Below are 20,767 nucleotides of genomic sequence, written 5' to 3' on the forward strand. Positions count from 1 at the left end.
CTTGGGGGCGGTTCATTAACCGCGCACAATCAAGGCGTCCGCGGCAATCACACCGTGGGGCAATACAAACATTGGATTGATGTCGATTTCGGCTATATCGCTGCGCTGCTGCCAGGCAAATTGCGATAACGCCACCAACGCGCGGGCAACAGCATCGACGTCAAGGGGAGGCGCGCCCCGAACCCCGTTCATGATCACGCTGCATTGCAATTCATCGAGCATTTCCATAGCGGTTGGCAGGCCGAAAGGGGCGATTCGACACGCGGAATCCTTCAGTACTTCCGCATAAATCCCACCTGCGCCGACTACCACCACTGGGCCAAATGAAGGATCCTTGACCACCCCGGCAATCAGTTCGAAGCCACCTGTCACCATCTCGGAAACGAGGACACCTTCAATGTGGGCGGCAGGCACATGCCGTTGCGCGCTGGCTAACACCTGCTCGATCGCTGACTCCAGCTCCTGGGCTGTCCGAATGCCGACCTTTACGCCGCCTATTTCGGTTTTGTGCGCAATGTCCGCAGAGACAATCTTGACGACTAGGGGCGCTTTGACTTTGTCGAACAGCGCAGTGTCAAAACCCTTCACGATCAGGTCGGTTGTGACGGGGATACCGATGGAACGCAGCATTTCCTTGGACTCGACCTCGGACAACGATGCCCGACTGCCAACGGCGGTGCTAAGCGGTACAGAAGCTCGCTCTACTTTGAGCCCCTCATCCTCTTGCATCTGCAAAATGCGCGATTGAGTCCGCTTGAATCGCATCAGCATTGCGATAGCTTTGGCGGCTCGCGACGGCGAAGGCAACACCGGAATTCCCGCATCAGCGAATACACGCAGCGCCTCTGCAACCTGAACGCTGGGGGCTGAGGAAAAAACCAGGATCGGCTTCGACGCCGACGCGGCAATTCGGGCCAATACCTGGGCTGCCGCCAGGCTGCCAGAGGCGCCTGTGGTTGCCAGGTTAATGCAAAGCGATCCTACGGCGGGGTCTTCAAGCGTCGCGCTTACAGCGGCTTCCAACTTCTGCGCATTGGCCGCTGAAAAATACCCTGCGGTAAGGTCGATTGGATTATGGACGGCCCCGATGTTAGGCACGACCGCCAGCAGCTTTTGCTGGGTATCGTTACCAAGTTCACACAAGGTCAGACCTTCAGGCTCACCCGCATCTGCGAATACGATCGCAGACCCGCCTGATACCCCCATCACCGCGACACCCCCATTGTCCGGGTATTTTTTGCTTTCCAATGCCTTGAGGAAATCCACTGCTTCATGGATCTCTCTGATCTCGACGATCCCCGTTTGCTTGAACAGGGCACGATAGAAATCATAGACACCCGTCATGCTGGCGGTATGCGATGCGGCCGCTAGTGCGCCCTGCTCGGTGACGCCCCCCTTCCACAGCAGGATCGGCTTGCCGCGCGCCGTAGCCTTGCGGCCGATTTCCAACAGCGCACGACCGTCATTGGTTCCCTCGATATAGGCGACGATGGTGTGTGTCTCGTCATCATCAAGCAGCGCCTCAATGAGCTGTACCGTGTTGACATCGCTTTCGTTGCCCGTCGCGATGACATGCCGGAAACCAATACCGGCTTCGGCACATGCAAGGGCGATGCTGTAGCCGAATCCCCCACTCTGCGTCACCAGCGATACCGACCCTTTCTCGAGTTTCGGTTCACGCGTAATGCTACCGAATGCGGCGTAGACACGAGAATGGATGTTGGCAAAACCGAGGCAGTTGGGCCCGATAATACGCATGCCCGCCGCCCGGGCAATCGCGAGCATTTTCTCCTCCCGGAGAATCCCTTCCGGACCGCTCTCTCGAAAGCCACCGCTCAGAACCACCGCAAAAGGAACCTTCTTCTGCGCACTCGATTCCAGCACGGCTAAAACACCCTGCGCAGGAACGCCAACCACTACGAGGTCGACGTCGCCTTCGATATCGGCAACGGACCCATAGCACTTCAAACCTTCAAAGGTTTCGTATTTGGGATTCACCGGATAGATCGCACCGGTGTATCCATTGCTCATCAGAGCTCTTACGGCCTGAGAGCCGGGACGTCCCGCATCCTCCGACACGCCTACAACCGCAATCGAACGTGGTTCAAGCAAGTTTTTGTAATTATTCATATCGGTACTGAAGCCCTTGATCGATATCGAAAATCGGGAGACGAGGTAAAGAGATGCAGTCGTTTCTCTGCTCTCCCCAAAAGCAGAGCTGCCACGGTGCACTGTCGTCCGCAGCCAGCCGAAAGTCAATTATTTTTGGAATTGGTTCCAATGAATGAAACCTAAAACACCCTTTTACACAAGCTTGAACCGGCGCTAACCCAGCACGCATCTGTTACGCACAAGTTCCACTCATTGAAACTTGTGCTAATTATCAAAACACATGCTAGTATGATTTTGCGTCGACCGAGGGCAGCTACGGCCTCGTATGGACGGTTGATTTGTCCTGCATACATGCAGATTCAATAGGAGCATTGGTGATGATTTACACGCGCAGTGGGGCAGACGCCCTTGCAAACCGGAGCGTTATCGTTTCGCCCGGTACCGGAAACCAGCATTGGGGAACGACCTTCTTTGGCCCGCGGAGCTCTCAAGCGCGGGCCCCAGGCCCTCAGGCGACAATGTCTGAACTCAGAGCACACGAAGCAGTAGTGCCCCATTTCCACGGGGTGTCGATGTTTCAGTTGTTCATCGCTGGCAGTGGCACACTGGGTAATCGCGGGCAGGTACTTGAGCCGCTCACCGTCCAGTTCAAAGACCATCACACGGCTTACGGGCCGATCGTGGCGGGTCCGCAAGGGCTGTCCTTCGTCGCCATGCGGATGTACACCGGAAACTCCCAACCGGTCTATTTGAGTGAGCCTGGCTACCGGGAACAACTGCGTCCCAGCAAACGCCGGCACCTGACGTCCGAGCCCATCAAGTTCTCCATTGCCCCTGTGATGCAGGCCCGCGAAGAAGCGAGTTGGGAACTGCTTTTTGAAGATGAGGCAGATGGCCTGCGCGCTCAGGTATTACGATTGGGCGCTGGTATGAAGGTGGACGGTCCGCCCCCTGGTATTGCGTCGGGTTATTACGTTTTCGTCGGAAACGGCAGCGTGCTGCATGGCGAAGAGGAGCTTCCTCTCTGGTCCATGATCGTCGTGGAATCAACTGAGGAAAAGTTCGAGATCCAAGCAGGTGACCAAGGTGCCGAGGTTCTCGTGCTCCAGTACCCCCGGGAAGAGATTTGAAGTAGGGGTTCCCTCCGGCGAACTGACATTCGCTGGTCGTGTGCCCAACCTTAACGCGTAAGAAACACAGCTTCACCCTATCAAACAATAAACAAGTCTACGCCCCTGAGGGGGAGTAAAAGGCTTTGCACAATGGAGTTCGTTATGAGCATTGGCGTAACGTTCAATTTCAAAAGGCTGGTCGCGCCGATATCCGGCGCGCCCCCCAGCCGGCTATTCGCTACGACCGCTTTACCCACGCTGACACAACTCGACATGCCTGCACCGCACACAGCGATAAACGCGACAAGCATCCATGTCTGTAGGAAACGTTCGGATAGAAAAAGCACCAGTGCTCATGGAGCGCTCAAAAAACTCCAGCTCCGCAGCCTGCTGGCCTGTCTGGCCCTTGGCGCCGCCAGCGTCGCTACAGGCGCATATGCCGGGCCACTCCCCCCCTCTTCAGCATTGGCCTACGACAAGCAGACCCAAGGCCCAGTACCCATCCCGGTATCGGAACGAGGCCTTCCAACGGTTACTGCTCAAACCTGGTTCAAAGCATCCAACGAAGGACGGATACTGGAAGGCGCCATATTTGACCGCGAGGGCAACCTGCTTTTCTGTGATGTTTCGGGTAAACGCGTACTTCGCCTCTCGCCGACCAAACAGCTTTCAATCGTAGCCACGATAGAGAACCTCTCCCCTGGCGGACTGGCATTTCATCCCGACGGACGTCTGTTCATCGCGGCTCTCGATCTGAACCGCAACCTCGGCGCGATTTTCGCGGTCAAACCCGATGGCACGGGAATGCAAACCATCATCGCGCAAGACACCGGATTCATGCCCAATGACTTGGCGTTCAACAAACAGGGTGGTTTCTACTTCAGTGATTTCAAAGGTATCTCGACCGAGCCAAAGGGCGGGATCTATTACGTTTCTCCCGATCTTTCGCCTCCCGTTGTCGTCTTGCCGCATCTCTCGATGGCCAACGGCGTTACGCTAAGTCCAGACGGAAAAACGCTGTGGGCAACCGAATTTGGCCGCAACCTTCTGCATCGCATCGACCTGGCCAACGCTACTACCATCGCCACCATCAGTTCGTCCATCCCCTACCGTTTCACGGGGCCCTCCCCCGATTCGATGCGGGTCGACGCCGATGGCAATGTCTATGTGGCGATCTATGGGCAAGGTCGTGTAATGGTCTTTAACCAGATCGGTATCCCGATTGGCCAGGTGCTGCTGCCGGGGCGCGAACAAGGGCACAATCTGCTATCGACTAGCCTCGCAATTGATCCCCATACGAACACCTTGTACTCCGTCACCAGTGATGGAGATAAGGGGCAAGGAGCGACAATATTCCACGCCAAGGTGTTTACCCATGGCTTGCCGCCGGCGTCATTCAAATGAGCCGTCTCAATGTTTGTTCCCCACACGTGTGTCCTATTGATCACATGGAGAAACCCCTATGACCCCTATTGGCGCAGAGCCTGACTCTTTGAATGCCAAGCGCGATACGACAAAAGCCTCGCGATGGGTATGTCGTATCTTTGCCATTGTATTACTGATGCTTGGGCTGGCCCTTTCCATTGGCGGTATCATCTTGGTTGCGGACGCAGGTTCTGCGTACTACCTGATTACCGGGCTGGCCTTCATCACAAGCGCTGTACTTCTCTGGCGCGGCGATGCGCGAGGGATTTGGGTCTATGCCGCAATGCTGGTCTGGACCACGGCCTGGAGTTTGTGGGAGGTGGGTTTTAACGGCTGGCAACTGGCGCCGCGGCTCATTGGTCCGTTTGTTCTCGGCGCAGTACTTCTGCTACCGCATTTCACCCGACTCAAGCCAGCGCCGAGCACCCGGAAACTTCCACGCGGCTGGCCATCGTTTGCCGGCGGTCTGGTCGCTGCAATTGCTTTGGGGAGCGTCAGCCACGCTTTCGGACCCGATGCCCCGGACTTTCCGATGTTGAGACGCGGCGTGCAATCGCAGGCGCCAGCGAAACTACCTCAACCACTGGCCAACAACGAGCGTACCGACTGGCAAGCCTACGGCAATGACCAGGGCGGGACCCGCTTCAGTCCGCTTGCAGACATAGACACAACCAACGTCTCGAAACTGGTCAAAGTCTGGGAAGCCGACATGGCGCCAGTGAACGGCGATCTCAACGCGATCGAAGGCACCCCCATCATGATGGGTAGCTCCCTGTACGCGTGTGATGGCAATAACGGTATCCATGCATTCGATGCGGAAACCGGCAAAGAATTGTGGCGCCGCGACATTTCCAACGGCGTACCGCAGTCGGGCAAACCTTGTCGGGGTGTGGCGTACTACAAAGTGCCTGACGCCAATGGGTTTTGCTCAGAGCGCATCTACGCCCCCAGCCACAACCCCACGCTGGTGGCACTGGATGCGAAAACCGGTGAGTATTGCCCTGGGTTTGGTAACAACGGCGCAGTCGATCTGACAAAGGGCGTCGCACCTTACCCCCATGGCTTGTTCTATGTCAGCTCGGCACCGCAAGTCATCCGCGGCAAGATTGTCGTCGGTGGCGGCATTCCCGACGGGCAATACTGGGGTGGTCCGTCCGGCGTTATCAGGGCGTTTGATGCAGTAACAGGCGAACTCGCCTGGGCCTTTGATGCCGGCGCGCCAAATCGCCTCGGCCTGCCACCTGAAGGACAGTATTACACGCCTTCCACGCCCAACAGCTGGGCCCCGATCAGCGCGGATGAGAAGCTCGGTCTTGTCTATTTGCCAGTGGGCAACGCGACACCTGATGCTTACGGTGGGCAGCGCCGTCCCTATGACGAGGACATCTCCAGTGCGGTGATCGCTCTCGACGCGGAGACTGGTCGACTGCGCTGGAAATTTCAGGCCACGCACCATGACATCTGGGATTATGACGTCGCTTCTCAGCCCACTCTGTTGAATTGGCCTACCGCAAAGGGCATGCGGCCAGCACTGATCCAACCAACCAAGCGCGGCGAGATTTTCGTGCTCGACCGCGAGACTGGCGAGCCGATCAAGGCGGTGGAAGAACAGCCTGTGCCTCAGCGTGATATTGCTAAAGGCGAATGGCTGTCCCCTACCCAACCTGCCTCTGTCGAGCTCCCTGCTTTCAGGGGGCCTCAACTGCGCGAAAAAGACATGTGGGGGGCGACGCCGATCGACCAGATGGTTTGCCGGATCATGTTCAAACAATCGCGCTACGAGGGCCAGTTCACGCCCATCACGCTCGACAAAAATGTCTTGATCGATCCCGGTTCAATGGGGGGTGTGAACTGGAATGGCATCTCGCTGGACGTTGATCGTGGGCTGATGATCGTCAACTGGACTCAGGTCCCTGACCGAATCGAGTTGGTCACACGCGAAGAAGCAACGCAACGCAATTTCAGGATTGCACCGGGTCTGGACGCAGGGGGACAAGCCGAGCAGCCTATGCTTGACACGCCCTACGGTGCTTATCGGGTCAACTTCCTTTCGCAGCTTGGCATTCCTTGCAATGCGCCGCCTTGGGGCCTGATTGGCGCTGTTGATCTTGTCAGTGGCAAGCTCATCTGGTCCAAGCCATTTGGCTCACCGCGTGACATTGGCCCGTTCGGTCTGCCGACCCTGGTCTCCATCCCAATCGGTACACCGACCGCCGGTGGCGCCGTGACGACACGTGGCGGCCTGGTATTTATCGGTGGTGCAGCAGAGCATACGTTCCGTGCCTTGGATGCCGCCACCGGCCGGGAGCTGTGGAGCAGCCGCCTGGCCACCAGCGCCAATGCCACACCCATGACCTACCGCAGTCCTGTGAGCGGAAGGCAATTTGTGGTGGTCGCCGAAGGTGGGCGCCCGCATTATCGTACGAAGCCTGGTTCGAAGCTGGTTGCCTTTGCAATTCCAGACAGCAAGTGATCGCTGCTGACAATAGCTGATCGACTAAGGAGCCAGGCCATCGCGACCTGTCTCCAAAGTCTTGGACAGGGCAAATTTGCCTGCCTCTGAAATGGGTCTATATCCATTTCAGTATCAAAACGCCCGGTGCATTAGCATCGGGCGTTTTGTATTTCAGGGAGAGTGGTAACGCCTGCCACATATCCCCCTGCACAGAAACATCACCCTTCACTAAAACTGAAGCCCTCACCTCTAAATCCGCCTTTCGCCGCGATGAGCCCATCCCTATGGTTAATCCACTGGCCGGCAGTCACTTCGCCCTGCCAGTGAATCGAGGAGATACGATGGTCGACGTTCTGGTGATAGGTGGCGGCAACGCTGCGTTATGTGCCGCATTGATGGCACGAGAGGCTGGCGCCAGCGTGATGCTGCTGGAAGGCTCGCCGAAAGTCTGGCGCGGCGGAAATTCGCAGCACACGCGCAACCTGCGCTGCATGCACGATGCGCCTCAGGATGTGCTGGTCGATGCCTATCCCGAAGAAGAATATTGGCAAGATCTGCTTAAAGTCACCGGTGGTCTTACCAACGAGAAACTGGCGCGCATCGCCATTCGCGCATCGTCATCTTGCCGTGATTGGATGCGTTCACATGGTGTGCACTTTCAGCCGCCCTTGTCGGGTGCTCTTCATGTGGCTCGCACCAACGCGTTTTTCATGGGCGGCGGCAAGGCATTGGTCAATGCCTACTTTCGCAGCGCCGAACGCCTGGGCGTGAAGATCCGTTATGACGCTCAAGTCACCGACATAGAACTGGAAAACGGTGCTTTCGTCGCAGCTCACCTGGCCGAACGCATGATAGGTGGACAGCGATTCCCAGCGGAACGTATCGAAGCACGCGCTTGCGTCCTGGCGGCTGGCGGGTTTGAGTCCAACCGTGAATGGTTACGGGAGGCTTGGGGCCAAAACGAGCGTGGTGAATGGCCATCGGACAACTTTCTGATCCGCGGCACTCGCTTCAATACCGGTGTGTTGTTGCGACGAATGCTCGATCTTGGCGCCGATGCAGTTGGCGACCCGACCCAGGCACATATGGTTGCCATCGACGCCCGGGCTCCGCTTTACGACGGCGGTATATGTACCCGCATCGACTGCGTGTCCCTGGGCGTGGTTGTCAACCGCGATGGCGAACGGTTTTACGATGAGGGTGAGGATTTCTGGCCCAAGCGTTATGCGATTTGGGGCCGTCTGGTTGCAGGACAACCCAACCAGCAGGCCTACTCGATTATCGACCAACAGGCGCTTGGCCGCTTCATGCCGCCGGTGTTCCCCGGAACCACAGCCCGGACGTTGCCAGAACTTGCTCGCCTGTTGAACTTGCCGCAAACGCAGTTCGTTAAAACCATCGAAGACTACAACAACGCTTGCCATGTCGGCACGTTCGACCACACCACGCTCGACGACTGCCATACCGAAGGGCTTATTCCCGCCAAGACTCACTGGGCAAGGCCGCTCACCAAACCACCCTACTACGCCTACCCCCTCAAGCCAGGTGTCACCTTTACCTATCTCGGCTTGGCGACCGACGAAACGGCCGCCGTGCACTTTGATGGCAAGGCCAGCCCGAACCTGTTTGTCGCCGGAGAAATGATGGCTGGCAACGTACTAGGCAAGGGTTATACCGCGGGTATTGGCATGGCCATCGGTACCGCCTTCGGACGAATCGCCGGCGTACAGGCCGCGCTTTGTGCGGGGTTTGGCCTTTCTCCTGTGAAATCGGAGCTTCAACATGCAGCTGTTTGATCCCCAGGTATCCAGTCAACTGATCCCGGTCCTCAACCTGCAGGAAACCGAAGTCGGACGGCAGATGACCATTTGCAATGCCTGCCGCTATTGCGAAGGTTTCTGTGCCGTATTCCCCGCAATGACCCGGCATCTGGAATTCGGTCAGGCCGACATTCACTACCTGGCGAACCTTTGCCACAACTGCGGCGCATGCCTGTCAGCCTGCCAATACGCTGCCCCGCACGAATTTGCCGTCAACGTGCCCAAAGCCATGGCTAAGGTACGTCTGGAAACCTACACCAATTACGCCTGGCCGCAGCCACTGGGCAAATTGTACCAACGCAACGGCCTTACCTTGGCACTGGCTTCAGGCGCGGGGTTGGCGCTGTTCCTATCGCTGACCTTGATGATCATGGGCAACCTGTTCATTGCCATGCCAGACGGTAACTTCTACAAGATCTTTCCACACAACACGTTGGCACTGATGTTCAGTGCGGTGTTCGGTTTCGCCGTGTTGGCCCTAGGCATCGGCGTGCGTCGATTCTGGCGCGAAATCTCACCCGCCGAGGCACCGCTGCCGTTGAAAGCCAGTGCAGCACTGGAGGCCGGCGCCAACGTCGCACAACTCAAGTACCTGGACGGCGGACATGGGGAAGGCTGCAACAACGCTGACGACGAATTCACCCTCTGGCGCCGCCGCTTTCATCACCTCACTTTCTACGGGTTCATGTTGTGCTTCGCAGCCACGGGCGTTGCCACCCTTTATCACTTTTTGCTGGATTGGTCGGCGCCGTACCCGATTTTGAGCCTGCCGGTATTGCTCGGCATTTTCGGTGGTGTAGGTCTGTTGATCGGCCCGGCAGGTTTGCTCTGGATGAATTTGCGGCGTAACCCGCAACAGGGTGATGAGAACCAGAAACCCATGGACCGTGGCTTCATCGCGCTCTTGTTCCTGGTCAGCGCCAGCGGCCTGGCATTGCTTGCCGGGCGCGAAACCAGTGCGTTGGGCCTGTTGCTTGCGATCCATCTGGGCCTGGTCATGGCGTTCTTCCTGACCATGCCCTACAGCAAATTCGCCCACGGCATATTCCGCAGCGCTGCGTTGCTGAAATACACCATTGAAAAACGCCAACCCAACCCGATCAGTGCGGGCGGCGAATGACAGGTGTTTTTCAAGAGCGCGCCGACGGCATCCTCGGCGCCGTTAAGTTGAAAGTAACCTTCATGAGAATCACAAGGAGAGTTTTACAGATGCTCAAATAAATTACCGAGACATTTCTCAAGAACAGACGTGACATGACTTAGGTCCCGTCTTCTCATCAACTTACCGTGTGTCACGTCAAGCTCGACGCGTCCACAAAAAATCCAGTAGAGCTTCGCTGGGATCAACCGTTGCAGACATTCTTTAATGCTCTTCCGAGCGGAAGACCAACCTGAAGATGTGTTCGATTATCTGACTAATAAAAACAAAAGCAGAGATTATCATGACCACTCATTTGAACTGCAACACGCTTAATACTTCCATCGCATTGCTGCTGCTTTGCGGAGCGGCCAACAGTCATGCACAAGAAGCCTTCAGTCCCGAATCCCCTTGGATGTTGGGAGACTGGGGCGGCCTACGCACAGAATTGCTGGAAAAAGGTTATACCTTTAACGTGCTCTACACGGGCGACGCAGCGACGAATCTTGCTGGTGGCTACGATTCGCACACCACGGCGCGGTATACCGACCAACTTGCGCTGATGAGCAATTTTGACCTTGAGAAAATACTTGGCTGGGAAGATGCTGATTTTCAATTCACCATATCGGATCGTAACGGGCGCAATCTAACCAACGATGTACTCACCGATCCTCGTGTGGGAGGCATCAGTCAGGTTCAAGAGGTATACGGGCGCGGCCAGACCTGGCGACTTACGCAACTCTGGTATCGTCAAAAGTTCTTTGACGGCGGGCTGGATATCAAACTGGGTCGCATGAATTTTGGCGAGGACTTCGGCAGCTTCCCCTGCAAATTCCAGAACTTGGCATTTTGCGGCGCGCAGCCTGGTAACTGGGCCGGCGATATCATTTATAACTGGCCAATCACTCAATGGGCGGGCCGTGTAAAGGTCGCATTGAGCGATAACACTTATGCGCAGATCGGTGCGTACGAACAAAACCCTTCCTACCTGGAAATAGGTAACGGCTTCAAACTCAGCGGCAGCGGCAATGAGGGTACCTTGGTACCTGTCGAGCTGGTCCATACCACGTCGCTGGGAGCCGGACGGCTGCCAGGGGAATATCGCGTAGGGGCGTATTACAGCAGCCGTGACGCAAACGACGTCAACACAGAAGAAAACGGCATAGCAAAATCCCGCGACAGTAAACACGGCGCATGGATTGCCGGGCAACAACAAGTCTGGAAAGATCCGGACTTCGCTGCTCGCGGGCTGACGGTGTTTGCCTATGCCACCGTGCATGACAAAGCCACCAATATGATCGATCGCTATGCGCAAGTAGGCGCTTACTACACGGCCCCCTTCAAATCTCGCCCGAATGACGAGATCGGCGTCGCCATCGCCAGTCTCCATGTGAATAACCGTTTCACAGATCGTCAGCAGCAACTGAACGACCGGGCGGGGGTGAGCGATTACGACGACCCTCGCTACACACCGACACAAAGCTCAGAAACCAACATGGAAATTTACTATGGCTTCGGCGTGACCAAGTGGCTGACCGTGCGCCCCAACCTGCAATTTGTAGGCAATCCTGGCGGAGTCAGCGAGGTCAGGGATGCATGGGTGGCCGGTTTGAAATTCGAGACCAGTCTGTAAGAGGCTCTTCCTATGCAATTTATTTTCAGCCTGAATTCGCACAAACACGGGAGACTACGACAATGACGTTTTGCAGCCTACAGAATCGAGTTCAACTGCTCACGAAGTGCGTCGCCGCCCTGGCCTCTAAATTGTCGAGTCACTCGTTCTCGTACTTGGAGCAATTTCCCGAAGCCGTCCTGTTGTCCGATCGTCCGGCAGCACAAGACGAGGTATAACAGCCGAAACACGGCGCCGTAGGTTGGGCGCGCCTTGGAACGCTGCAAAATGATCCCAACCAAACTCAGAAATATGTACCTGACAAACGTCTCATCACTTGATAGGAGTACTTTCATGTCTTGGTCCAAACCTGCTTACACCGACCTGCGTATCGGTTTTGAAGTCACCATGTACTTCGCAAACCGTTAAGTTTGTATCTGATGGACAGCGCCTCGGCCTGCCGAGGCGCTTTATTTTAAGTTCCAGAATGATGGAGCAGCCATGTTCGTCCAGATTCTAGGTTCCGCGGCCGGTGGCGGTTTCCCCCAGTGGAACTGCAACTGCGCCAATTGCGCAGGTTTTCGCAACGGCAGCCTGCGGGCCCAGGCGCGCACTCAGTCATCCATCGCGATTTCCGATGACGGTGTGAGTTGGGTGCTGTGCAACGCCTCTCCGGACATTCGCGCCCAGCTTCAGAGTTTCGCCCCTATGCAGCCGGGCCGAGCCCTGCGGGACACCGGCATTGGCGCGATCATCCTGATGGACAGTCAGATCGACCACACCACGGGCCTGCTCAGCCTGCGGGAAGGGTGCCCGCATCAGGTCTGGTGCACCGACATGGTCCATGAAGACCTGAGCACCGGTTTCCCGCTGTTCAACATGCTGACCCACTGGAACGGCGGGCTGAGCTGGAACCGTATCGAACTCGACCAGTCTTTCACCGTCCCGACCTGCCCGAACCTGCGCTTCACCCCGTTGCCATTGCGCAGCGCCGCGCCGCCCTATTCACCGCACCGCGTCGATCCGCACCCCGGCGATACCATCGGGTTGATCGTCGAAGACCTGCGCACCGACGGCAAACTGTTCTACGCCCCCGGCCTGGGCAAGGTCGATGGGCCATTGCTGGAGATCATGGCCGGCAGCGATTGCCTGCTGGTGGACGGCACGATGTGGAACGACGATGAAATGCAGCGCCGTGGCGTTGGCACCCGCACCGGCCGGGAAATGGGCCACCTGGCGCAGAATGGTCCCGGCGGGATGCTGGAAGTGCTGGAGCAACTGCCCAATCAGCGCAAGGTCCTTATCCATATCAACAACACCAACCCGATCCTCGATGAAGACTCCGCCGAGCGGGCCGAGCTGGTGCGGCGCAATGTCGAAGTGGCTTACGACGGCATGAGTATTGAACTGTAGGAGCAACCGAAATGACTGACACCCCCCTGTCCCCCGCCGAGTTCGAAGCGGCCCTGCGTGCCAAGGGCGCGTATTACCACATCCATCACCCGTATCACGTGGCGATGTATGAAGGCCGCGCCACTCGCGAGCAGATTCAGGGCTGGGTCGCGAACCGTTTCTACTATCAGGTGAATATCCCGCTCAAGGACGCCGCGATCCTGGCCAACTGCCCAGACCGGGAAATCCGTCGCGAGTGGATCCAGCGCCTGCTCGACCATGACGGCGCGCCCGGCGAAGACGGCGGCATCGAAGCCTGGCTGCGGCTGGGCCAGGCGGTGGGCCTGGACCCCGACCAACTGCGCTCCCAGGAACTGGTGTTGCCAGGGGTGCGCTTCGCGGTGGACGCCTATGTCAACTTCGCCCGCCGGGCCAGTTGGCAAGAGGCCGCCAGCAGCTCGCTGACCGAACTGTTCGCCCCGCAGATCCACCAGTCGCGCCTGGACAGTTGGCCCCAGCATTACCCGTGGATCGACCCGGCCGGCTATGAATACTTCCGCACCCGCCTGGGCCAGGCCCGGCGCGATGTGGAGCATGGCTTGGCGATCACCTTGCAGCACTACACCACCCGCGCAGGGCAGGAACGCATGTTGGAGATTCTCCAGTTCAAGCTGGACATCCTCTGGAGCATGCTCGACGCCATGAGCATGGCCTACGAATTGAATCGCCCGCCCTATCACAGCGTGACCGACCAACGGGTTTGGCACAAAGGAATTACCTTATGAGTTTCGACCGCAGCCAAACCCCGCGCTGGCGCCCCGGCTATCGTTTCCAGTACGAACCGGCCCAGAAAGGCCACGTGCTGCTCTATCCTGAAGGCATGATCAAGTTGAACGACAGCGCTGCGCTGATCGGTGGCCTGATCGACGGCGAACGGGATGTCGCGACCATCATCGACGAGTTGGCCAAGCAGTTTCCCGACGTGCCGGAACTTGGTGACGACATCGAGCAATTCATGGAGGTCGCCCGTGCACAGCACTGGATCGAACTTGCCTGACACCCGTGCCCTGCCGCCCAGGCCGGAAGTCGGCCTGCCGCTGTGGCTGCTGGCGGAGCTGACCTATCGGTGCCCGTTGCAATGCCCGTACTGCTCCAACCCGTTGGACTTCGCCGAGCAGGGCAAGGAGCTGAGCACCGAGCAGTGGTTCAAGGTCTTTCGCGAAGCCCGGGAGATGGGCGCCGCGCAGCTGGGTTTTTCCGGCGGCGAGCCGCTGGTGCGCCAGGACCTGGCCGAGCTGATCGGTGAAGCGCGCTGGCTGGGTTTCTATACCAACCTGATCACCTCCGGCATCGGCTTGACCGAACAGAAAATCAGTGACTTCAAGAAGGCCGGGCTGGACCATATCCAGATCAGTTTCCAGGCCAGCGACGAGCAGGTGAACAACCTCCTGGCCGGCTCGAAGAAAGCCTTCGCGCAAAAACTGGAAATGGCCCGGGCGGTGAAGGCCCACGGCTATCCGATGGTGCTGAACTTCGTGACCCACCGGCACAACATCGACAAGATCGACCGCATCATCGAGCTGTGCATTGCCCTGGAGGCCGACTTCGTCGAACTCGCCACCTGCCAGTTCTACGGCTGGGCGCAATTGAACCGTGTCGGCCTGCTGCCCACCCGGGAGCAACTGGTACGCGCCGAGCGCATCACCAATGAATACCGCGCCAAGCTGGAAGCCGAAGGCAATCCGTGCAAGTTGATCTTTGTCACGCCGGACTACTATGAAGAACGCCCCAAGGGCTGCATGAACGGCTGGGGCAGCATTTTCCTCACCGTCACGCCGGACGGCACGGCACTGCCCTGTCACGGCGCCCGACAGCTGCCGGTGCAGTTTCCCAATGTGCGCGACCACAGCATGCAGCACATCTGGTACGACTCGTTCGGTTTCAACCGTTTCCGCGGTTATGACTGGATGCCCGAACCGTGCCGCTCCTGCGATGAAAAAGAAAAGGACTTCGGTGGCTGTCGCTGCCAGGCGTTCATGCTCACGGGGGACGCCAGCAATGCTGATCCGGTGTGTAGTAAATCCGCACATCACGGGATAATCCTGCAGGCTCGCGAAGACGCAGAGTACGCCACGCAAACCATTGAAGAACTGGCCTTCCGCAATGAACGAAACTCGCGCCTCATCGTTAAAGGCTGATCGTCTCAGCGACAGAAACAACTGATTGGTCGACGATAGATTCGATGACGGTAACGTCCAACGCGCAGCAAATATCACCTGCAACACCTGAGGGATTCAGGCGCCCGGCGTCGTGGATGGCTCATCATTAGTGAGTAAAGCTCAGCACTGCATCAATAGCTCACAGGCTAATCAATTAAAAATCAGCCTGTAGAATATCCCCATACCGACAACAAATTCATTCCGGATATCGAGTAGGCATCTTAACCCTTGCCGCCCTCGATCATCTCGCGTCATCCACAGAAGCAACGGGCGCACGTTCCCAAACCAATGCGTTATTAGGCGGGAACAGCTTGCTTAAAACCTTCCCTATTTAACGGTTCAGAACAAGCTTATAGCTATTCTCGACCCCCAAAGAACTCAGGACACTTATGAACCTTGCCAAACTTACAGCTTCTATCATTTTAATCACCGGCCTGGCTGGCTGCGCGACTGAACTTCCGACGCTTAAGGATGGCGAATCCATTGTCAATCTTCACGAGCAGATCGGTGATGAAATGCTGGCCAGACGCCTGGATACGCAACGTGCAGAGAACCTGACTTATTTCAAAGTATCGCCAGGGGCGCATACGATGGAAGTTGGGGTAGTTACCAAGGGCTACCAGGAAAGCCAACACCGCTGTGTTGCCACCCTGTCCTATGACAATTTCTTACCGAATGAACGTTACACCTTGATGGAAAGTAGTGCGGGAAAAGAGGTAAAAATTGAACTTATTGACAGCAAAGGTAATACCTTGGCTCAAACTGACAAAATGCCCTGCTTGTAATTTCCCGCAGAGCAGGTGACAGCGAGGTACCACCTAAGTACACAGTAATCATGACAGTTTCACTCCACGCTAAAACAATAACGCCCGGCCTATCGCCGGGCGTTTTTGCTTAGTCGCCCTCAGAGTTTATGCGTGCCCCGCTCGTTCCATCCCCCACCCAGTGCACGATACAAGCTCACTTCAGCCTGCAACTGCGCAAGACGATCGTTGATCAGCCCTTGTTGGCTGCTAAACAGCGAGCGCTGCGCGTCCAGGAAAGTCAGGTGGCTGTCCACGCCGATTCGATAGCGACGCTCGGCAAGCTGATAATAATCTTGGCTGGCGTTAACGAGATCCTTCTGTGCCTGCAACTGGTCGACGTAAGTTTTACGTGCAGTCAACCCGTCGGAGACCTCCTGGAAAGCAGTCTGGATAGCTTTCTCGTAGTTGGCCACACCAATGTCTTTCTGGATCTTTGAGTAATCCAGACTAGCGCGTAACGCGCCAGCATTGAAAATCGGCAAGCTGATGGTAGGGGAAAACGCCCAACTGCCTGAGCCACTTTTGAACAGCCCATCCAGATTCGCGCTCGAGGTGCCAGCATTTGCCGTAAGGCTGATGCTAGGAAAAAACGCCGCTCGCGCCGCACCGATATTTGCGTTAGCCGCCAGGAGCGAATGCTCGGCAGCTAGTATGTCAGGACGGCGGACGAGTAAATCACTAGGCAGTCCGGCCGGTACGTTGGCGAGCAAGTCGCCATCCAAGGACTGTGGCTCTGGCAAATCGGCGGGCAGTCCTGTACCGAGAAGAAGCACCAAAGCATTCTCGTCTTCGGCTACCCGGCGCTGGTAGTTTGCCAAGCTCGCCCGCGCACCTTGCACCGAGGTACGCGCCTGTGCGAGATCAAGCGCAGAAGCCACACCCACCTGATTGCTCCGAGCGGTCAGACGCAAGCTCTCTTCATAGGCGCCCAATGTATTCTCGGTGAGCTTGAGCAATTCACGGTCAGCTTGCCAGGTGAGGTAGGCATTGGCCACGCTCGAAACGATGCTGATCTGGGTCGAGCGTCGGGCCTGGGCGGTAGACAGATACGTTTCCAATGCCTGCTGGCTGAGACTGGCGATGCGACCAAACAGATCCAACTCGTACGAACTGATTCCCAGGTTGACGTCATATTGGCTGGAAATACTGGCCTGACCGGACTGCGTCTGAGCACTCGGCAGTCGCTGTCGTGTTCCGCTGGCGTTGGCGCCAATCGCCGGAAACAGGTCAGCTCTCTGGATTCGGTATTGCGCCCGGTACGCCTCAACGTTCAGTGCCGCGACCTTCAGGTCGCGGTTATTGATCAAGGCAGTCTGGATCAATCGCTGCAATGCCGGATCGTGGAAAAACTCGCGCCACCCCTGCTCCACAGCGGCCTGGTCGGCAGCGTTGGTTGCCTGATAGGCAGGACCCTGCGGATATTGCGCCGCAACTGGAGCCTGCGGTCGCTGATACTCAGGGATCAGTGAGCAACCACTCAGAACAGCGGCGCTGATCGCGAGACCGATTAAAGAGCGAGTCATTGGCCTGCCTCCTCACGCATAGCAGTTTCGTCCTGCTTCTTGCGGCTGCCTTTAAACAAGGTTGAAACGGAAACGAAGAACAGGGGAACCCAAAAAATCGCCAGAACGGTGGCCGTTATCATGCCGCCGATCACCCCCGTGCCGATGGCGTGCTGACTGCCAGAGCCGGCTCCGCTGGAAATGGTCAGAGGCAGCACGCCGAGAATGAATGCCAAGGACGTCATCACGATCGGACGCAGACGCATACGACAAGCCTCGACCGTCGCTTCCAGCAACGGTGTACCTTTTTCATTCAATTCCTTGGCAAACTCGACGATCAGGATCGCATTCTTCGCCGCCAACCCCACAGTCACCAACAGACCCACTTGGAAGAACACGTCGTTGGACAGTCCCCGCAATGCCGTGGCCATTAGCGCGCCGATTACCCCAAGAGGCACGACCAAGATGACCGCAATCGGGATCGACCAGCTTTCATAGAGTGCCGCCAGACATAGAAACACGACGAGAATCGACAGCGCATACAGAGCAGGCGCTTGTGACCCTGAAAGACGCTCTTCATAGGACAACCCGGTAAAAGAGATGCCTACGCCGGGCGGCAGTTGTTCTGCAATTCGCTCGACCTCCGCCATCGCCTGGCCAGAGCTGTAACCCGGGGCGGGAGTCCCGAGAATTTGCTCGGCAGGAACGCCGTTGTAGCGCGACAGTTTTGGTGAGCCGAAGATCCACTCGGCACTCGCAAATGCCGAGAACGGGACCATCTGACCCTGGTTGTTACGCACGAACCATTTACTCAGATCCTCTGCGGTGCTGCGCGAGTCAGGCTGGCCCTGTACGTACACCCGCTTAACTCGGCCGCGATCAACGAAATCGTTCACATAACTACTGCCGTATGCCACTGACAGCGTGGTGTTGATATCGGCCAGAGAAATACCCATCGCCCGCGCGCGCTCGTCGTCGATGGTCAGGTGGTACTGTGGCTCGTCGGCCAAGCCGTTTGGGCGAACACCGGCGAGGACCGGGCTCTGGGCAGCCAGCTCAAGAAACTTGCCGCGCGCTTCCATGAGTTTTTGATGGCCCACGCTATCCTGGTCCTGCAGGTAGAAATCGAAGCCGGTGGCGTTACCCAACTCCAGTACCGAAGGCGGAACCACCGCATATACCAGGGCGTCGCGGTACTTCAGGAACTCTTGCTGGGCACGCTGGGCAATTTTGAACACAGTATTGTCACTGTCTCGTTCATCCCATGGCTTCAGGTTGACGAACGCAATCCCTGAATTCTGCCCGCGGCCGGCAAAGTTGAAGCCGTTAACGGTGAACACCGTCGCAACGGCTTTACCTTCTCCGTGCTCTTTGTCCAGCAAGTACTGACTCATGCGATCAAGCACTTTTTGCGTGGTCTCAGCCGAGCTGTTGGCCGGCGTCTGCACCTGCGTAAAAATCAAACCCTGGTCTTCATCGGGCAGGAACGAGGTCGGTATCCGGGCGAACATCCAGATCGTGCCGGCGACGATTACCAGGTAAACCATAAAGCCCGGCACCCTATGCCGAATGATCTGGCCTACGCCCTGCTCATATCCGTTGACGCAGGCATCGAACCGTCTGTTGAACCATCCAAAAAAACCGCGCTTGGGCTGACCGTGCTTTGTCGGATCGATGGGCTTGAGCAGCGTGGCGCAAAGCGCCGGGGTGAATACCAAAGCAACAAATACCGAAAGCGCCATGGCCGATACGATAGTGATCGAGAACTGCCGGTAGATCACGCCAGTGGAGCCACCAAAGAAAGCCATGGGCAACAGCACCGCCGAAAGCACCAAGGCAATACCCACCAGCGCTCCCTGGATCTGCCCCATCGATTTGCGCGTGGCCTCCCTGGGTGACAGGTGCTCCTCCGCCATCACCCGTTCGACGTTTTCAACCACCACAATCGCATCGTCGACGAGTAATCCAATCGCCAGGATCATGCCGAACATGGTCAAGGTATTGATAGAGAAGCCGGCCGCGGCAAGGACGCCGAACGTACCCAACAACACAACGGGCACTGTCAAAGTCGTAATGATGGTGGCGCGCAGATTTTGCAAAAACAGCAGCATGACCAGAAAGACCAGAACTACCGCCTCGCCCAGTGTATGCATCACTCCGCTGATGGATTCGGTGACCACCGGCGTCGTGTCATACGGGTACACCGCTTCAATCCCGGCCGGGAAGAATGGTTTCAGTCGGTCGACCGTGGCGCGAATCGCCCTGGCGGTATCAAGGGCGTTGGCGCCTGTGGCCAAGCGGATGGCGATACCCGAGGCAGGCTTGCCATTGGCTTGGGCGTTGATGCTGTAGTTTTCACCGCCCAAACTGATATCAGCCACATCACTCAGGCGCACCTGGGAGCCGTCGCTATTGACCTTAAGCAAAATGTCACCAAATTGCTCGGAGGTCTGCAGTCGCGTCTTGCCGATGATAGTTGCGGTAAACACCGTACCTTTGCGCGCAGGAAGACCACCGATCGTGCCCGAAGCTACCTGTACGTTCTGCGCCTCAATCGCCTCGGTCACGTCGACTGGCGTCAACTGGAACTGGTTCAGTTTGGCCGGGTCCAGCCAGACTCGCATGGCGTATTGCGTGCCCCAAATCTGAAAGTCACCAACACCTGAAGTCCTCGAAATCGGGTCCTGGATATTTGAGACGATGTAGTTGGATAGGTCCTCCTTGGTATGTTTTCCATCGGTGGAAACCAGACCGATGAACATCATGAAATTCTGTTGGAATTTTGTGACGCGCAGCCCTTGCTGCTGCACTTCCCGCGGCAACAGCGGCGTGGCCAGGTTCAGCTTGTTCTGTACCTGAACCTGGGCAATATCCGGGTTGGTACCCTGGTTGAAGGTCACGATGATTCGCATGCTGCCATCGGCATTACTCTCCGAAGAGATGTAGCGCAGATTGTCGATGCCGTTCATCTGCTGCTCGATCACTTGCACGACCGTATCTTGCACTGTCTGCGCGGAAGCACCGGGGTAAGAAACCTGAATCGCGACAGCGGGCGGTGCGATGTCAGGGTATTGATTGATCGGCAAATTGAGGATCGACAATGCCCCAACGAGCATGATGATCAGTGCAAGCACCCACGCGAAGATCGGTCTATCAATAAAATACTTCGACATG

Annotated in this window: 15 protein-coding genes; 12 read left to right on the forward strand and 3 right to left on the reverse strand. The window is 57.0% G+C overall.

Features of this window, described 5'->3' with window-relative positions:
• Window positions 1-15: 15 nt before the first annotated feature.
• Window positions 16-2,130 (reverse strand): acetate--CoA ligase family protein, encoded by a 2,115-nt coding sequence (locus tag AO356_RS30395; RefSeq protein ID WP_060743018.1) that lies wholly within the window; start codon window positions 2,128-2,130, stop codon window positions 16-18.
• Between the two features lie 554 nt (window positions 2,131-2,684).
• Here AO356_RS30395 and AO356_RS30400 point away from each other — a divergent pair.
• The 12 genes from AO356_RS30400 to AO356_RS30455 all read left to right on the forward strand — a co-directional run bounded on the left by AO356_RS30400 (window position 2,685) and on the right by AO356_RS30455 (window position 16,070).
• The gene (locus tag AO356_RS30400) at window positions 2,685-3,242 is read left to right on the forward strand and encodes a hypothetical protein (protein WP_013692809.1); all 558 of its coding nucleotides are present in this window, start codon (window positions 2,685-2,687) and stop codon (window positions 3,240-3,242) included.
• A gap of 144 nt (window positions 3,243-3,386) precedes the next feature.
• A complete protein-coding gene (locus tag AO356_RS30405) occupies window positions 3,387-4,628 on the forward strand; it encodes an SMP-30/gluconolactonase/LRE family protein (protein ID WP_203225771.1) in 1,242 nt (413 codons plus the stop codon).
• Window positions 4,629-4,686: 58 nt separating this feature from the next.
• Entirely contained in the window at window positions 4,687-7,122 is a 2,436-nt protein-coding gene (locus AO356_RS30410; protein WP_060743019.1) for a pyrroloquinoline quinone-dependent dehydrogenase, read from the forward strand.
• A gap of 323 nt (window positions 7,123-7,445) precedes the next feature.
• A complete protein-coding gene (gene tcuA / locus AO356_RS30415) occupies window positions 7,446-8,900 on the forward strand; it encodes an FAD-dependent tricarballylate dehydrogenase TcuA (protein ID WP_060743020.1) in 1,455 nt (484 codons plus the stop codon).
• Window positions 8,887-10,044, forward strand: a complete 1,158-nt coding sequence (gene tcuB / locus AO356_RS30420; protein ID WP_060743021.1) for a tricarballylate utilization 4Fe-4S protein TcuB — start codon at window positions 8,887-8,889, stop codon at window positions 10,042-10,044. The genes tcuA and tcuB overlap by 14 nt, the downstream gene beginning before the upstream one ends.
• A gap of 322 nt (window positions 10,045-10,366) precedes the next feature.
• Window positions 10,367-11,695: a carbohydrate porin gene (locus tag AO356_RS30425; protein WP_060743022.1), complete on the forward strand. Its 1,329-nt coding sequence runs from the start codon at window positions 10,367-10,369 to the stop codon at window positions 11,693-11,695.
• A 333-nt stretch (window positions 11,696-12,028) separates the two neighbouring features.
• The gene (gene pqqA, locus AO356_RS31295; RefSeq protein ID WP_020295432.1) at window positions 12,029-12,103 is read left to right on the forward strand and encodes a pyrroloquinoline quinone precursor peptide PqqA; all 75 of its coding nucleotides are present in this window, start codon (window positions 12,029-12,031) and stop codon (window positions 12,101-12,103) included.
• Window positions 12,104-12,175: 72 nt separating this feature from the next.
• Window positions 12,176-13,087, forward strand: a complete 912-nt coding sequence (pqqB, locus tag AO356_RS30435; protein ID WP_060743024.1) for a pyrroloquinoline quinone biosynthesis protein PqqB — start codon at window positions 12,176-12,178, stop codon at window positions 13,085-13,087.
• Window positions 13,088-13,098: 11 nt separating this feature from the next.
• Entirely contained in the window at window positions 13,099-13,851 is a 753-nt protein-coding gene (pqqC, locus tag AO356_RS30440) for a pyrroloquinoline-quinone synthase PqqC (RefSeq protein WP_060740340.1), read from the forward strand.
• On the forward strand, window positions 13,848-14,123 hold the full coding sequence (gene pqqD / locus AO356_RS30445; RefSeq protein WP_060743025.1) for a pyrroloquinoline quinone biosynthesis peptide chaperone PqqD: 276 nt from the start codon (window positions 13,848-13,850) through the stop codon (window positions 14,121-14,123). Before pqqC ends, pqqD begins: the two co-directional genes overlap by 4 nt.
• On the forward strand, window positions 14,095-15,264 hold the full coding sequence (gene pqqE, locus AO356_RS30450; protein ID WP_060743026.1) for a pyrroloquinoline quinone biosynthesis protein PqqE: 1,170 nt from the start codon (window positions 14,095-14,097) through the stop codon (window positions 15,262-15,264). Before pqqD ends, pqqE begins: the two co-directional genes overlap by 29 nt.
• Before the next feature lie 410 nt (window positions 15,265-15,674).
• A complete protein-coding gene (locus tag AO356_RS30455; RefSeq protein WP_060743027.1) occupies window positions 15,675-16,070 on the forward strand; it encodes a hypothetical protein in 396 nt (131 codons plus the stop codon).
• A 119-nt stretch (window positions 16,071-16,189) separates the two neighbouring features.
• On the opposite strand, the gene adeC is transcribed toward AO356_RS30455, so the two are convergent.
• Window positions 16,190-17,614, reverse strand: coding sequence for an AdeC/AdeK/OprM family multidrug efflux complex outer membrane factor (adeC, locus tag AO356_RS30460; RefSeq protein WP_060743028.1), 1,425 nt, complete (start codon window positions 17,612-17,614; stop codon window positions 16,190-16,192).
• Window positions 17,611-20,766, reverse strand: a complete 3,156-nt coding sequence (locus tag AO356_RS30465) for an efflux RND transporter permease subunit (RefSeq protein WP_060743029.1) — start codon at window positions 20,764-20,766, stop codon at window positions 17,611-17,613. The genes adeC and AO356_RS30465 overlap by 4 nt, the downstream gene beginning before the upstream one ends.
• Between the last annotated feature and the right edge of the window lies 1 nt (window position 20,767).

The sequence above is a fragment of the Pseudomonas fluorescens genome (assembly GCF_001307275.1).
Lineage (GTDB): Bacteria > Pseudomonadota > Gammaproteobacteria > Pseudomonadales > Pseudomonadaceae > Aquipseudomonas > Aquipseudomonas fluorescens_AA.

Excerpts from the sequence above, each read along its gene's own strand:
- AO356_RS30395 (WP_060743018.1), bottom strand. The coding sequence starts at position 2,130 with ATGAATAATTACAAAAACTTGCTTGAACCACGTTCGATTGCGGTTGTA.
- AO356_RS30400 (WP_013692809.1), top strand. The coding sequence starts at position 2,685 with ATGTTTCAGTTGTTCATCGCTGGCAGTGGCACACTGGGTAATCGCGGG.
- AO356_RS30405 (WP_203225771.1), top strand. The coding sequence starts at position 3,387 with ATGAGCATTGGCGTAACGTTCAATTTCAAAAGGCTGGTCGCGCCGATA.
- AO356_RS30410 (WP_060743019.1), top strand. The coding sequence starts at position 4,687 with ATGACCCCTATTGGCGCAGAGCCTGACTCTTTGAATGCCAAGCGCGAT.
- tcuA (WP_060743020.1), top strand. The coding sequence starts at position 7,446 with ATGGTCGACGTTCTGGTGATAGGTGGCGGCAACGCTGCGTTATGTGCC.
- tcuB (WP_060743021.1), top strand. The coding sequence starts at position 8,887 with ATGCAGCTGTTTGATCCCCAGGTATCCAGTCAACTGATCCCGGTCCTC.
- AO356_RS30425 (WP_060743022.1), top strand. The coding sequence starts at position 10,367 with ATGACCACTCATTTGAACTGCAACACGCTTAATACTTCCATCGCATTG.
- pqqB (WP_060743024.1), top strand. The coding sequence starts at position 12,176 with ATGTTCGTCCAGATTCTAGGTTCCGCGGCCGGTGGCGGTTTCCCCCAG.
- pqqC (WP_060740340.1), top strand. The coding sequence starts at position 13,099 with ATGACTGACACCCCCCTGTCCCCCGCCGAGTTCGAAGCGGCCCTGCGT.
- pqqD (WP_060743025.1), top strand. The coding sequence starts at position 13,848 with ATGAGTTTCGACCGCAGCCAAACCCCGCGCTGGCGCCCCGGCTATCGT.
- AO356_RS30455 (WP_060743027.1), top strand. The coding sequence starts at position 15,675 with ATGAACCTTGCCAAACTTACAGCTTCTATCATTTTAATCACCGGCCTG.
- adeC (WP_060743028.1), bottom strand. The coding sequence starts at position 17,614 with ATGACTCGCTCTTTAATCGGTCTCGCGATCAGCGCCGCTGTTCTGAGT.
- AO356_RS30465 (WP_060743029.1), bottom strand. The coding sequence starts at position 20,766 with ATGTCGAAGTATTTTATTGATAGACCGATCTTCGCGTGGGTGCTTGCA.